Genomic DNA, 13,764 nt, shown 5'->3' on the forward strand with positions numbered 1-13,764 from the left:
GTACAAAATCAAAGCGCGAGATAGGGAGGCCCGATAGGATAAAGACCGACCTGATCGGCAAGCCATTGAGCCCGCAGATGCGCGCCTTTCCGGTCGTGGATATGCACCGTGTGATCGGGTGCGGGCTCATCCCAGTGAATTTGTCGCGAATTGATGGAGATGGAAACATGCGCATACTCCTCCTCCGCGGACAGCCTTAACGCAGGCACCTCCGGCCAGCGCACCCGGCTCCACACCAGCGTCGCGGGACATTTTCCCGCAACAGCGACGAAGCGGTCCTCGAGCTGACCGAAAGGCTGGGATGTCCACTCCAGAAAAATCGGGAACGGGCCCGTAACAACCGAACTGGTCGACGGCTGAATGGCCGGACTCTGCCCACACCCGAATGCGGTGGCTGTCGGCATGACGGCACTCAGCATCTCCAGTTCCGACGCCTCGGATACGGTGGCTTCGAGACTCACCTCGACCTCAGTCGGGTCCCCAATCGCAATCAAGCGACGAGCCGTCTCCACCGCAGCCACCAGATCCGTCGTCCGGAACACCGGATGCGCCTGAGAGTTCCCCATGGAAAGCATTGTGCCAGCGGCACTATGCGGTGCCATCCTGACCGTGACACCAGGACCGTGCGTTCTGGAGCAAGAAGGACGGCATGCCACGCCCGGAGGCCGTCAACCTCGCCCGATCACTGGACGACACAACCGACACCGACGCCGGCCCCCTCCTCACCAGAGCGCCACCAGCACCGCCCACGACAAGCAAAACCCCACGTACTCCGCCCCCGATGCGGCGCCCACAGACTCCAGCCACGACAACGGCAACGCCCCCCGATCACGAACCCGGCCGAGGCACCAGCCTCATCCCCACCACCCAGCCCCGATCCGCTACCCTGTCAGGGGCCGTCACCTCAGTGGCGGTCTCTGATCCTTGCTGATATCGCGGCGGGTGCTCACTCAGAGTATTCAGCCGCGTTCTCCGCAAGGCCCCGCCCGCCTCCGTAGCTCAGGGGATAGAGCACCGCTCTCCTAAAGCGGGTGTCGCAGGTTCGAATCCTGCCGGGGGCACAGGAAAAAGGGCCAGCTCAGGAGGGTTTTCCTCCCAGGCTCGCCCTTAGTCGTGTTTGAGGCCGTGCCACACGCGTGCCACTCATGCCACGTGGATGCCACATCACTCCTGGCCGGTGGCCTCTCCCCCGCCCTCGCGGATCATGGCCCCGAGCCTGTCGGCGATGGCCCGGTCACGGTCGCCGGTCATGTGCTGGTAGATCAGCGCAGCACGCGAGCTGCTGTGGCCCATGCGGGTCATCAGCTCACGGGTACTGGCTCCAGCGGTCGAGGCCAGGGTGTTGCCGGTGTGCCGAAGATCTAAGTGGGCGGTTCGTAAGGCTATGTCCGTTTCCGGCTGGGGGTGGGCGCAAGGTCGCTGGTGGAGGTTCCGTCGGCTATTGCTTCCGGGTGAAGTTGCCGGTGTCGGCCTCGGTAAGGATCCCGAGTTTGACCAGGCGTTTCAGCTTGGCGCGGGTGCCTTCGACGTTCTTCGGCAGCAGTTCGTGGCCGAGGGCTTCGCAGACGTCCTTTGCCCGCAACGGCCCGGTCGTGTGGTTGAAGGCGGTGAGGATGCGGGGGTAGTCCGGGTGCTCGGGCAGGTCCGGCGCGGCGGCCGGTAGTCGGTCGGCGAGGGCGGTGACGGTCTTGCGGGTGATCGCGAGGTGCTCCAGGTGCGTCTCGGCCTCTCGCAGCCGGGTCTGCAGGTCGTCGATCTGTGTGCGGAGTTCGTCGGCCAGGGCCCGGGCGGCGTCTTCCTGGAGGTCCAGGGCGTCGAGCAGGGGCTGGATGTTCACGCTCCCACCGCCTGCGCCTCGCACCAGGTGGGGGTGTTCGCGCCGGTGAGGCGTCGGGTCATGACGTGGGTCATCGCCCAGTAGACGCGGGAGGCGGATGAGGAGGGGCGGTGCTCGTAGTCACGGACCAGTCGCCGGTGCAGTATCAGGATCCCGTAGGTCTGCTCGACCCTCCACCGCTTCGGCTGCGGCACGAACCCCTTGACCTGCGGGTTGCGGGCGACGATCTCGACGTCGATGCCCAGGCCGGCGCCGTGTGCGACGACCTGGTTCTTGAAGCCCTGGTCGACCAGGGCTTTGCGGACGGTTTTGCCGGCGTGCTCGGCGACCTGGTCCAGCAGGATGGTGCCCGCGGCGTTGTCGTGGGTGTTCGCGGCGAGGACGACGACCGCGATGACCAGGCCCAGGACGTCCACGGCAAGACCCCGTTTGCGGCCGGGCACCCGCTTGGCCGGATCGTGGCCGCTCGTGGCGGCGGGGACCCCGGCGGCCACGTGAACACTCTGGGTGTCCAGGACCACCAGGGTCGGGTCCTCTAATCGGCGGGCGCGTTCACGGACCTGGCAGCGCAGGAGTTCATGGATGACCCGGTCGGTCCCGTCGTCCCGCCAGGCGGCGAAGTAGTAGTACGTCGCGCTCTTCTGCGGCAGATCGTGCGGGAGATAGGCCCACTGACAGCCGGTCCGTCCCTGGTAGAGGATCGCGTTCACGATCTCCCGCATGTCGTAGGCGCCCTGGTGGCCGCTGACCGAGCGGTGCCGGTCCTTCCACGCGGTGATCACCGGCTCGATCAACGACCACTGCTCGTCCGATAAGTCACTCGGGTACGGCTTGCGTTCACTCACCCGGTCACATCACCAGACCACCAACCGCGGACCGGCAGATTCCGCCCCACCGCCACACCATCAGGCGACAGCAGATCGACTCAAAGACTCACGAACCGCCCACTAAGGGGTCCTTTCAGAATGCTGGGTTCTTGCGGGCGAGGGTCATGCAGTGGGCGAGTTGGAGGAAGGCGTCGTGCATGTCGTCTCGGACTTCCCAGCGGGTCCGTAAGCGGCGGGGGCCGTGGAGCCAGGCGATGGCGGACTCGGCAACCCACCGGACGCGGCCCAGGCCCGAACCATGCGGTTGTCCCCGCCTGGCGATCTTCGGGACGATGCCGCGCTCGCGCAGTTGGTGGCGGTACGCGTCGTGGTCGTAGCCGCGATCGGCATACAGCGTGCGGGGCTTGCGCCGGGGCCGGCCCCGCTTACCCCGCACCGGAGGCAGGCCGTCGACCAGCGGCAGAAGCTGGGTGACATCGTTGCGGTGCCCGCCGGTCAGCGACACCCGCAGCGGGGTTCCGTGCGCGTCGGTCAGCACGTGGTGCTTCGAGCCCGGCCGTGCACGGTCAACCGGACTCGGACCGACTTTTGGGCTGCTTCGCCCCCGCTTGGCCTGCACGTGCGAGGCATCCACGGTGACACGGTCGAAGTCCAGACGGTCCGCCGCCCGCAACCGGTCCAGCAGCACCCGCTGGAGTTCCTCCCACACCCCGGCCTCCTGCCATTCGGCCAGTCGCCGCCAGCAGGTAGGACCCGAGCCGAACCCCAACTCCTGCGGGAGGTACTCCCACTGGATGCCGGTGTAGAGGACGAACAGCACACCCTGCAGTGTCTTGCGGTCATCGATCCGCTTGCGCCCCGGGTGCCGGAAGCGCCGTTCATGCTTCGGCAGCAGCGGCTCGATCACCGCCCAGAGCTCGTCGCCGACCTCCCACGGCTTCCGCCGCGTCATGGTCACCCCCACAAAGCACGGGATCACGTACATCTCCACCGTGCCACAACAAGATCTTTCTGCAAGGACTCCTAAGAGCCGCCCGCTCTGAAACTCGGCCTGCGCCCGGCGGACAGTGACGGTCAGCCCCTCCTGGTCGAGGTCCCGTCGCCGCAGGGCCGACGGCTCCCCGAGCCGCAGCGTGGTGAAGGCCGCCAAGAGCACGAGCAGCCGGTGGCGCGGCACGATGGAGTCGGCGACGGCGAAGACCTCGGGCACCGTGAGGATCGGCCGCTCGGGCACGTCTTAGCAATCCACCCCCTTGCCGCGGCACGGGTTGCGCCGGATCAGCTCTTCGTCCACGGCTGTGTTCATCAGGGCCCGCAGCAATTGTTAGGCCTTGACACCACACGGTGGCTTGCGCGCTGCGGGACCTGAAGCCGAACAGACTCACGAGGTGCGCGGCACCGCCTCCCTTGCCCCGGTCCCGCCCGGATCCCACCGACGGCGGGGACGGCCGGGCCCCTGCCCCCGCCGGTCCTGCTATCGGACGGGCTGTGCGGCCTGTTGCTTCATCAGTCGGCGGTTTCCGCCTTGTCGTTGGCGGCGGTCATGGGGACCCAGCCACGGGGGTTGCGGTACCAGTAGTGCGGTAGCCCCTTGATGCTGGTGGTGCGGAACGGGCGGCCGTGGTCGTCGATGCGCACCGTCCCGGTTCGACCCTGTGAGGACCAGTCGAGTTCGAGGTACCAGTCGCAGGTGCAGGACTCGGTGCGCGCGGAGAGCCGCAGGACCTCCGGCTCCCGCAGGGACACCTGGTAGGGGAAGTCGATCGCGGGGGCCGGTCTGTCCGGGTCGTTGCCGGGCATCGAATGGGCCAGGGGGCGGTGCGCGTCGAGGTTCACGGAGAAGTAACGGGGGACGAGGATGGCGCCGCAGCCTTCATACATGGAGTAGGCGATGCCCCGGCGGGAGGCGGGGGTGGTGTGGTTGACCACGCGCACATGCAGTGCCTCCAGGACGACGGCGGCGGAGCCACGTCCCTGCACCGAGATCTGCAGATTGGTGGTGCGCCCGTGCACCGCCCCCTGGGACGCGGCCCACACCGCGGCGTCCGCCGGGGTCGGCGGCGGTGGGACCTCCTGCGGTGGCTTGTCGATGACGTAGTCGTGGTCGCATTCGAGCTGCCAGCGCTGGGAGTTGGCCGTCCAGGTGAGCGGGGCCTGCGGCGGGACCGTGCCGGCGCTCGCCCGGTTCTTCTCCGGGCTGCCGTCGCTGTGCGTGGCCGGCGCTGAGGGTTCCGGTGTGGTGCGGGCGGAGGCCGACGACCCACCGCCACCGGAGGGGGGCCCGGCAGCGGACGTGGTGAGGCCGGCGAGCGCAATGGCGAGCGAGGCCGCCAGCGCTATCGATCGCACGGGCCGTCGTCGGGGGCGCCCGGCATGAAGCCGCCGGTCGGCCGGTGAGGTCGGCCCCGGGCGTGGGTCGGCCGGTGAGGCCGACTCGGGTGCCTTGTCCGCCGGGCTGCTGTGGCTCGCGGATGCGGCCGATGCCACGGTGCTCGTGGTGTCGTGGGGCGTCGGTGCCCGCCGGGCATCGGATGGGCGGGGTCGTTGCCGTGCCGCGACTGCCAGGATCCACCGGCGGTGCAACTCCACGCGTTCCTCGGGGGAGGCTCCACAGAGTGCGGCGAACCGCTCGATCCTGGTGAAGTCCAGGGGAACCGCCTCACCAGCGCAGTAGCGGTGCAGCGTGGAGGCATTCATGCCCAGACGGCGGGCCAGCGCCGCGTAGCTGCGGTCTGTGCGGTCTTTCAGACGCGTCAGCAGTAGCGCGAACTCCGCTACGTCGTCGTGGATTGCATCCATGTGGTCCGTACTCGCATCCATCCGTCGGCCTGTGCCGTCCCGTCATGTCCTGTTCCGGGACGGCATCCCCGGCACTCCCCATACCTGCACGTCAATAAGGCTGGGATGGTTGCAGGGTTGCGCCATCCCTCTCCTCGAGACCACCCTCACCCGCGGCCCTGGGGCGCCGCCTTCCGCACCGCCGCCGGCCGGGCCCGCCCACCGCATCGGATCACCGCTTCCCGCCGGTGAGCTGCGCGGCCTGGAGGAGTGGGTCGGGGATGGTCGGGGACGTCGACGCACACGACTTGGTAGCGGCGGTCACCACCGCTGCGCGGGCCGGGCTGCCCCGCTCACCCGAAGCAGCGCTCCCCGAAGGGTCCGCCACCGCCCCCCGCCACCGGCGGCGGGGGCTCTGGGGCAGGGCACCGTCGCCGGCCGAGGCGGCGGGCGCGGGCCGAGTCCCCCGGGTGTCCGGACGCCGGCCTCAGGGGGTTTCCCATCCCAGACAGACATCCCAGGCTTCCTTGTCTCTGCAGGTTGTCGGGGGTGGGATCGTCCCACCGTTGCAGGTTGAGGGCAGCCGTTGTCCCAGCCCCACGAGGCATCCGATGCTATGGCTGTCGCACCGGCTGAAGCGGCCGACCGCACGGCAGCGCCACGACACCCCGACTCACCCGTCCACGGAGACACCCATCTCTTTGGGCACCCGGGTGCAGGGCGCGGACGCTCAAGGGGGCGCCCGACCACCTTCGCCACCGCGGTGCGAGAAGGAGGCGGGTGGTGTGGCGGCGACAGCCCAGCACGCGACCTCATACCGATCAGAAAAGGAACACGCATATGAACGTGAAGTCCCTTGCGGCCCACCGTGTGGCCGTGGCCGCGGGTCTCGTCCTGGCTCTTGGGTGTGGTGTGTCGGCACAGGCCTCCACCACCGGGCCGCTGACGATCAGCGGGAAGGCCAATGACGCGGTGACGCACCGCTCGGGCGGCAGCAGCGCCAAGGGCACTATCGCTGCCTGCTCCCAGAAGGTCCTCGGGGTGTCCGCCGTGACGGAGCCCGCAGACAGCAAGGACGCCAGGCACCTCCTCCTCACCGTCCAGAACGCCGGGGACAAGAAGTGCAACCTCTACCGCTACCCTCTCGTGCGGCTTGGTGACGGTCGGACCACGGCCCCCGTGATCAAGGAGAGCGACCCGACCCCGGGCGTGCCCGTCACCCTCGCTCCGGGTAAGGAGGCATATGCCGCTCTGCTCGTCAACGGCCCCATGGATGAGTACGAGGCGAAGAGCATCACCCTCAGCCTCCAGGGTCGTAAGCCCGGCAGCCGCGCGGGCAAGCCGATCGATGTCCCCATGCCCGTCGACACGTTGTACGCCAACGACTTTCAGCGTGTCACCTACTGGACGACTGCTCCCGGCTACGCCCTGGATTTCATCATGTCGAAGTGACGGACCTCGATCGGAACCGCCTCCCAGCGGCTGACCAGAACGCTCACATGGCCTACTGAACACCGGCCGAAGTCGGCCGATGGCGCGGCAGCACCACGACACCCCCACCCACCATGCACCCGCCCCTGGGACACCCATGTCCTCGACCGCCCAGGACGCAAGGTGAGGCGGGTGGGGTACAGCGAGGCACACGCGTGCGTGATCGGTCGGCGCGCCCGCCGTCGTGGCCGGCTGTCATCGGCTGAGGTTCGTGCCACAACCGTGCCAGATGCAGCGGTCAGCCGCGGTCAACGAGGGTGTCCTACGGTCGCGTTCACAGCCGCCTCACCCGGTATCGAAGTCCCAGGTCAGCCCGAGAGTTCTCCAACCTCTCCCCTAAAGCGGGTGTCGCAGGTTCGAATCCTGCCGGGGGCACCACGCAGTAAGCCGCTGACCTGGGGCTTCCCCCTCAGGTAGGCGCCCTGTTCGGCCTCGGACTCCTCGTCCGGGGCCGTTTGCGTGCGTGGTGCGTGAGCGGACGGAGAGTTGATCTCCCGGATATCTCCCAACTGATCAGCAGCATCCGACACGATCTTCGTTCCACGGAGCCGGAATCCGTCCATTCCAGCCCCATCACAGCAGGAGGACCCCGCCACACTTGGCGCTCGGCGACTACCCGGCCGCCGAGTTCCACGCCCACCGCCGCCTGTCCGCCTTCCGGACCCACATGGTCCGGTCCCGGGCCATCACAACGACCCGGCTCGCCCACGCGCAGCTCGCGCAGGGCGCAGCCGACGTCGCCACGGCCACCGCGATGCTCGGCCTGGGACTGGTCACCGCGGGACTGACGAACTCCCCCGAGCACGCCCAGGTGACCACGCTGCCCGTCAGCCTCGGCACCATCGCTGTCGCCAGCTGGGTCGGGATCACCGGCACCGAGGAGCTCACCCTGCTCAAGCGGCTGCTCCCCGGCGGCTCGGCCACCGAACTCGTCCTCAACGCCTGGAACGGCGGCGTTCCCGTGGCAGACTCCCTGCCTCTGCTGCTGCCCACACTGAGCTGGGTCGTCGTCGCCATCGCGCTGGCCTCCCGCCTCTTCCGCTGGGAACCGCGCCGATGACCACTCTTCGGAGTCGGTCGCCCATCGACGCCGGCGAGGAGTGCTGAGGTGACAACCCACCGTTCCGGACCCCGGCCTCAGGCCAAGTCGACGGGGCGCGTCCGCAGTTTGGCGGCGATGCGGGCGAGGGCCCGCTGGTCGGCTGCAGTCAGCGGGTCGAGCACCAGCTGACGCACCGCCCGCACATGTGTCGGCGCCGCGGCGACGACCACCTCGTACCCGGCGTCGGTCAGAGCGGCGATCGTGAAACGGCCGTCGTCGGGATCGGGGGAGCGCTCCACCCATCCCCGCTGCTCGAACCGCTTGACGACGTTGGACAGACGGGAGAGCGAGCCGTTCGCGAGGTAGGCCAGTTCACTCATCCGCAGGCGGCGCTCCGGGGTCTCGGAGATGTGGCTGAGGGTCAGGTACTCGAAGAGCGTCAAACCGGCCTCACGCTGCAGCGGCGACTCCAGTCGCCCCGGCAGCAGCAGGACGAGTGAGACCAGCCCGGTCCAGGCATCCTTCTCGGCCGCGGTGAGCCATGGCGGCTCGTCGGGTGTGCCACCGCCGGGGTTCGGGGGTGAGGGGCTGGTCATGCGGACACCCTACCAAGCGGGATTCACTTCACGCGTGAAGCGTCAGCGTGCTATTTTCAGTTCACGCGTAAAGTCAATCGAGAGGATTTCCCATGTCTGCCACCGCCACGAGCAAGCCGGAGTTCTTCGTCACCCCCGGCTACGGCGAGACGCAGCTGGCCGCCATGCACTACAGCCAGGCGGTGCGGACCGGAGACCGCATCGAGACCTCCGGGCAGGGCGGATGGGACGACGACTGGAACTTCCCCGAGGCCCTGGAGGACGAGATCGTCCAGGCGTTCGACAACGTCGAGCGGACCCTCGCGCTGGCCGGCGCCACATGGCGTGACGTCATCGCCGTGGACTCGTACCACGTCCCGAGCTCTGAGGACTCCATCGGTGAGGACCACAATCGGGTCATGGTGGAGCAGTTCCGCCGACGCATGGGCGAGCGCGCGCCCATCTGGACGGAGGTCGGGGTGCCGGCGCTCGGCGCCCCCGGGATGCGCGTCGAGATCCGCGTCACCGCCGCCGTCGGCCACGGCGGCTGACCGGCACGTCGCAGGCCGCACACGCACCGCGCGCCGCGGCGCACCGGCCACGCCGCGATGTGGCCGCCGGTCCCATCGGCGGCTTCTGACCGTCACGAGTGGAAGCCCGGACGTGGCGGGCGGGGGGGGCAGTTGCTGCCGCGCGGTGGCTCCGGCCGTCGTGGTCGCTGTTACGAAAGCGCTGGTGCTGTCTGGCCGCAATTTGGTAGCGGACCGAGCGGTGCTTCAGCCAGGCTCTCGTGCATGGTCTCGGTATTGCAGAATGTGGCGATCGACTGTGCGGATGCCTATGAGCTGGCTCGGTTCTGGAGTGAGGTGCTCGGTTGTCCGCTGCATCGGGAGGACAACCCAGGTGATCCGGAGACTGAGGTGATGCTGCCGGAGGGCCCGCTGCTGCACTTCAACCAGGTACCGGAACCGAAGACGATCAAGAACAGGGTTCACCTGTGCCTGCGTCCGAAGACCACGCGCGAGGAGGAGGTCGAGCGGCTACTGAACCTCGGGGCCACCCTCGTCGACGATCGCCGGGAACCCGATGGTGCCGGCTGGGCCGTCCTCGCGGACCCTGAGGGCAATGAATTCTGTGTTCTCCGCAGTGAGGCCGACCGCGCGGCGATGTCTTCTTGAGGCTCACCCGCGCAGTGGCCGGCAGCGCCCGAACTCTTCGCGGGCTTCACGCTGGTGATTCGGCGACGGTCAGGAACCCGCGAATATACCCGGCCACGGTGTCCAGGTGGCTTTCGAGCAGGAAGTGTCCACCTCCGGGAACCAGGTGGATCTCCGCGTCCGGCAGGTCCCTTGTGAAGGCGCGCGCCCCGTCCGGGCCGAAGATCTCGTCGCCCGCGCCCCAGACCGCGAGGAGCGGAACCTGGCGTTCCCGAAAGTAGGCGTGCACCTGAGGGTAGAGGGGTGGATTGCTGGCGTAGTCGCGAAACAGGGCGAGCTGCACGAGGTCGTTGCCTGGCCGGTTGACCTCGCGGTGGTCAGCGACCCAGGTGTCGGGATCGACCAGCTCGGGTCGGTCCACTCCGTTCAGGTACTGCCAGCGGATGGCGTCGAGCGAGAGGGCGGTACGGACGGCGGGCTCGCTCTTGGGGCCCGGATTCTCGCAGTACGCCCATACGGGCTTCCAGAATTCCGGTACGAAGCCGTCCTCGTAGGCGTTGCCGTTCTGCGTGATCAACGCGGTGATCGCGTCCGGGGTGCGCAGGGCCAGCCGCCAGCCGATGGGTGCGCCGTAGTCCTGGACGTACAGGGCGTAGCGGGTGACATCGAGCTGCGCCAGAAGGGCTTCGGTGATGTCGGTCAGGGAGTCGAAGGTGTAGGTGAACGCGTCCACGGGCGGGGCATCGGAGTTGCCGAAGCCGAGGTGGTCGGGGGCGATGACGTGGAATCGATCGGCCAGCGCCGGAATGAGGTGGCGGAACATGCGTGAACTGGAGGGGAATCCGTGCAGGAGTACGAGCGTGGGCGCCTCGCGGGCTCCTGCCTCGCGGTAGAAGACGCGATGTCCCCGCACTGTGGCGTATTGGTGGCGGACCTCAACCATGACTAACCCCTTCGATGCCTTATGGCGGTTACCCCTTGGTGTCCAGTAGACCGCCCTTGGAGTAACCTGTCAAACCACTTGATGGAGTTAGCTGGGAAGGTGAGGTCCGTGCTGGACGACCAAGCCCTCATGCAGGCGCTGAACAGCACCCCTGTTGCGGATGGCCGACGCCAGGACCTGTGGCGTGACGACCATGAGGTGGACAGGTGGGCGCGGGAGCACGGGGGTCTCGGCGGGGACGAGGAGCGCCGGTGGCTGCGCACCGCCCGGGACGCGCTCCAGGCGGTGGAGTCGGGCACGTCGGCGGAGCCCCGTCTACGCCAAGTACTCGCAGGCGTTCGCAAAGTCCCGCAGCCCAGCGCGTCGGGCATCGAGTGGCACTTGGAGGTGCCGCCGGAGCGCAGGCTCGCCGTGGAACTCGTGCTCGCGTGGGCGGATGTCAAAGAGCGTATGCCCGGCCGTCTGCGGCCGTGCGAGAACCCTGAATGCCGCCTCTTCCTATTGGACCGCAGTCGTGCCAACACCGCACGGTGGTGCTCGATGAAGACCTGCGGGAACCGGCTCAAAGCCCGCCGGCACCAGGCTCGGGCACGGGAGACCCCGCGACCCATTGGGGACGGTTGAGTTCCGACCCTTCGCGTCGGTGCCGGCCTCCTTGTCCCAGACCCGACCGGGACCACGTTCGTCGAGAGACCAACCTGCCAGAGCGCGCTTTCCCGAACGCCGCCGATTCACCTCGGTGATCTCCTGGAGCAACAAGAGGCCAGAACGCGCGAAGGGGCGGTGCACGAACCGATACGGGTGTGCACCGCCCCTTCGTACTCCGCGCTCAGGAGGGAGCGATTCTCCGCACGAGGAGTTCCTCAACGCGCTCCAAACCCGCCTCCTTCGCATCGACCCGCTTCAGGTCTGACCGGTGCCGCAGCTCAGATCGTGTAGTAGAAGGCGTAGCGGCCGCCCGAACGCGGCTCACAGGTGAACGTGGTGATCGCACCCTTCTGGGCCAGAGTGTTCCCCACGGTGAGGCACTTGCCCAGGCTGCTGTACACGGTCCCCTCGTACGGCAGGAGCGGGCTGGCCGAGGCCGTCCCGGCGCCGAACATGGACAGGCCCACGGCCGCGGCTATGCTGCCGACCACAAGCGTGGCCTTACGGGAAACGGAGTTCACTTTCTCTCCACTCTTTCGATGTCTGAGGTCAGGCATTCCGGCATTCTCGCGAGATCGCCCGATCGAGATGAACGGGAAATTCATGGAAGGCCCGGATAATGCGCGATCGGCTCCGGCGGAAAGCGGGTTCACTCACTTTCCGAGGGGTATCCATCCAGATCGGAAGTCAACTTGCGCCGAGCTCTCATGGCCTGGACATTCACGCCAACTCACGCTCTTGCCATCTGAGTTGCAGAAGAATCCAACCACGGAATATCTCTACTGTCCAGCCTCGATCTTTTGCAAGAGCCGTCTCTTGATTCGGGACATTGTCCAGCCAGCTCCTTGTACTGCCGCCATACGGCGAATGGAAACCCAAAGGCCGACACCGCCCGAGAGAGCGGTCGCCACTTGAACGGACCGCGGTCAATCACCCTTTGGGAGCGCGAGGTTAGCAGGACTGACTTGTCATTAGGTGACATAATCCATGCATACTCTGCCGGCCTGCCCGCCGACAGGAAACGACACTGCTTCCAGCCGCTCGTCCCGGTTGTTCCGGGTGGTCCTGCGCCACGACTTGAGCGCTCCGGTGGACGCCCCCGCGGGCGCGTGGCGTGCCCGTACCCGCGGGGGCGTCGGCGTCAGCAGCGACGCGTGGCCGTCATGACTGGCCCTTGGACATCAGCCGCCACTCGTGGTCGTCAGTGGGAGAGCACGTATAGATGCCCAGACGTGCGTCGTTGCCGCTGAAGTCGGGCTTCTCTCCCCAGACCTCCAGGCACCGCTGGTCGCTGGCGTAGTTGTGGATCCAGAACGTCCGGTTGCCGCCCCGGTTCTCGACCCACCACAGCTGGTTGTCCTGGAGCGTGAGGTTGCAGTGGGTCTGGCTGAGCGGGGTCCTGCTCGGCTGGCTGCCGCGTTTGGGCAGGTCCAGGCACAGGCCGCTCTTCTTGTTCTTGATCACGACGAGATTGCGGCCGTTGGGTCCCTTGCCCTTCTGTGCCAGGACGAAGTCCCAGACCTGGTTGTCCGCGTCCCAGTCGGCAAAGCAGTCGTGCTGCAGGACCGCGCCGTCGAGCTTGCCCTTGCCCATGCCGGGCAGGTCCGCGCACCGGCCAGTCGTGACGTTCTTGAGCTGGAAGTTCGTACGCTGCTCCGGGGCGAGCAAATAGGGCTTGCTGGCCGGCCGCATCTTCTTGCCCGCGGCCTTCGGCTGCTCGGTGCTCGGCTCAGGCTGGGCCTTCGGCTGCTCGCTGCTCGGCTCAGGCTGGGGCTTGGTCTCCGGTGAAGGGGACTGGGACTTGCTCTTCTTGGTGGGGGACGGGGCGGGCGACTTGGCGGTGTACGTACCGGGGCCCTTCGTCTCCATCTTCGGGACCGTCATGCCCGCGGTGGACTCGGGCGCCGCCTTGGTCTTCTGATCGTCGTCATCGGCCCCGAAGGCCAGGAACGGCAGAGATATCAGTAGCGCGCCCGCGATGGCCGCGGCGGCAAGCAGCGCTTTGGTGGGACGGCCCGACGGGGGCTTGTCGTCCTCCTCGTCGGCCCCGGTGTCGGCGCCCGGGGGGTAATCGCCCTCGGTCGACGCCATGGCGTCGGCGGATCCGTGGCCGTCCGCGTGGCCGTCGGCCTCGGCGGGCGGTACGTCCGGGACCGACGGAATGTCCGGCGCCCCGGCCACGGACGCCGCCGTGGCCCCGGCGGACGCCGCGGTGGCCCCGGCCGCGCCCGGCGTCACGGACTCAGCGGACTCAGCGGACTCACCAGCCGACGCGGACTCGTTCAGCGAGACCTTCGGCTGCTCGGCGGTGTCCGTTTCCGCCACGGCGCCCGCGGCGCCCGCGGCACCGGCCGCGCCGGCCGCGCCGGCCGCGCCGGTCTCCGTGCTCTCCGTACCCAGCGGTGTCAGCGCGGAGGGATCCGGCGTACCGGCGGTGCCCGGCAAGGTGACGGCACGGCGCACCGT

13 protein-coding genes, 1 tRNA gene and 3 pseudogenes are annotated in these 13,764 nt (G+C 68.1%); 6 read left to right on the plus strand and 11 right to left on the minus strand.

The genetic code is table 11. The features are described 5' to 3' along the window. Positions 1–8 precede the first annotated feature (8 nt). Positions 9–566, minus strand: coding sequence for a hypothetical protein (locus ACWY4P_RS21685; RefSeq protein ID WP_456212206.1), 558 nt, complete (start codon positions 564–566; stop codon positions 9–11). Between the two features lie 422 nt (positions 567–988). Here ACWY4P_RS21685 and ACWY4P_RS21690 point away from each other — a divergent pair. Next, a tRNA-Arg gene (locus ACWY4P_RS21690) sits at positions 989–1,061 on the plus strand. Between the two features lie 103 nt (positions 1,062–1,164). Here the strand turns inward: ACWY4P_RS21690 and ACWY4P_RS21695 are convergent. From ACWY4P_RS21695 to ACWY4P_RS21720, 6 genes and pseudogenes are all read right to left on the minus strand, one after another. Further along, positions 1,165–1,362 (minus strand): annotated as a pseudogene (locus ACWY4P_RS21695) (site-specific integrase); the annotation flags it as partial. Between the two features lie 76 nt (positions 1,363–1,438). Next, the gene (locus ACWY4P_RS21700; RefSeq protein ID WP_456207095.1) at positions 1,439–1,837 is read right to left on the minus strand and encodes a hypothetical protein; all 399 of its coding nucleotides are present in this window, start codon (positions 1,835–1,837) and stop codon (positions 1,439–1,441) included. After that, complete coding sequence (locus ACWY4P_RS21705; protein WP_456207094.1) at positions 1,834–2,682, minus strand: IS5 family transposase; 849 nt, start codon at positions 2,680–2,682, stop codon at positions 1,834–1,836. The genes ACWY4P_RS21700 and ACWY4P_RS21705 overlap by 4 nt, the downstream gene beginning before the upstream one ends. Before the next feature lie 115 nt (positions 2,683–2,797). After that, positions 2,798–3,616, minus strand: a complete 819-nt coding sequence (locus tag ACWY4P_RS21710) for an IS5 family transposase (protein WP_456213013.1) — start codon at positions 3,614–3,616, stop codon at positions 2,798–2,800. Positions 3,617–3,691: 75 nt separating this feature from the next. Next, positions 3,692–3,988: pseudogene (locus ACWY4P_RS21715) on the minus strand (site-specific integrase); the annotation flags it as partial. A gap of 182 nt (positions 3,989–4,170) precedes the next feature. Then, entirely contained in the window at positions 4,171–5,463 is a 1,293-nt protein-coding gene (locus tag ACWY4P_RS21720) for a helix-turn-helix domain-containing protein (RefSeq protein WP_456212207.1), read from the minus strand. A gap of 819 nt (positions 5,464–6,282) precedes the next feature. Between ACWY4P_RS21720 and ACWY4P_RS21725 the strand changes: the two genes are divergently transcribed. Both ACWY4P_RS21725 and ACWY4P_RS21730 read left to right on the plus strand, forming a co-directional pair. Continuing rightward, complete coding sequence (locus ACWY4P_RS21725; protein ID WP_456212208.1) at positions 6,283–6,894, plus strand: DUF4232 domain-containing protein; 612 nt, start codon at positions 6,283–6,285, stop codon at positions 6,892–6,894. Positions 6,895–7,528: 634 nt separating this feature from the next. Beyond that, positions 7,529–7,690, plus strand: a pseudogene (locus tag ACWY4P_RS21730) (XRE family transcriptional regulator); the annotation flags it as partial. A gap of 380 nt (positions 7,691–8,070) precedes the next feature. On the opposite strand, the gene ACWY4P_RS21735 reads toward ACWY4P_RS21730, so the two are convergent. After that, positions 8,071–8,571: a MarR family winged helix-turn-helix transcriptional regulator gene (locus tag ACWY4P_RS21735; protein WP_456212209.1), complete on the minus strand. Its 501-nt coding sequence runs from the start codon at positions 8,569–8,571 to the stop codon at positions 8,071–8,073. Between the two features lie 92 nt (positions 8,572–8,663). Between ACWY4P_RS21735 and ACWY4P_RS21740 the strand changes: the two genes are divergently transcribed. Together ACWY4P_RS21740 and ACWY4P_RS21745 are read left to right on the plus strand one after the other, a co-directional pair. Beyond that, positions 8,664–9,101 carry a Rid family hydrolase gene (locus ACWY4P_RS21740; protein ID WP_456212210.1) on the plus strand — a complete coding sequence of 146 codons (438 nt, stop codon included), beginning with the start codon at positions 8,664–8,666 and terminating at the stop codon, positions 9,099–9,101. 243 nt (positions 9,102–9,344) lie between these two features. Beyond that, the gene (locus ACWY4P_RS21745) at positions 9,345–9,728 is read left to right on the plus strand and encodes a VOC family protein (RefSeq protein ID WP_456212211.1); all 384 of its coding nucleotides are present in this window, start codon (positions 9,345–9,347) and stop codon (positions 9,726–9,728) included. Positions 9,729–9,774: 46 nt separating this feature from the next. Here the strand turns inward: ACWY4P_RS21745 and ACWY4P_RS21750 are convergent, their stop codons facing one another. Continuing rightward, a complete protein-coding gene (locus ACWY4P_RS21750; protein WP_456212212.1) occupies positions 9,775–10,650 on the minus strand; it encodes an alpha/beta fold hydrolase in 876 nt (291 codons plus the stop codon). A gap of 108 nt (positions 10,651–10,758) precedes the next feature. Between ACWY4P_RS21750 and ACWY4P_RS21755 the strand changes: the two genes are divergently transcribed. Further along, positions 10,759–11,274, plus strand: a complete 516-nt coding sequence (locus tag ACWY4P_RS21755) for a CGNR zinc finger domain-containing protein (protein WP_456212213.1) — start codon at positions 10,759–10,761, stop codon at positions 11,272–11,274. A 302-nt stretch (positions 11,275–11,576) separates the two neighbouring features. Here the strand turns inward: ACWY4P_RS21755 and ACWY4P_RS21760 are convergent, their stop codons facing one another. Then, positions 11,577–11,819, minus strand: coding sequence for a hypothetical protein (locus ACWY4P_RS21760; RefSeq protein ID WP_456212214.1), 243 nt, complete (start codon positions 11,817–11,819; stop codon positions 11,577–11,579). Positions 11,820–12,459: 640 nt separating this feature from the next. Continuing rightward, entirely contained in the window at positions 12,460–13,761 is a 1,302-nt protein-coding gene (locus tag ACWY4P_RS21765; protein WP_456212215.1) for an RICIN domain-containing protein, read from the minus strand. Positions 13,762–13,764: the final 3 nt, after the last annotated feature.

The organism is Streptomyces sp. LZ34 (assembly GCF_053890475.1).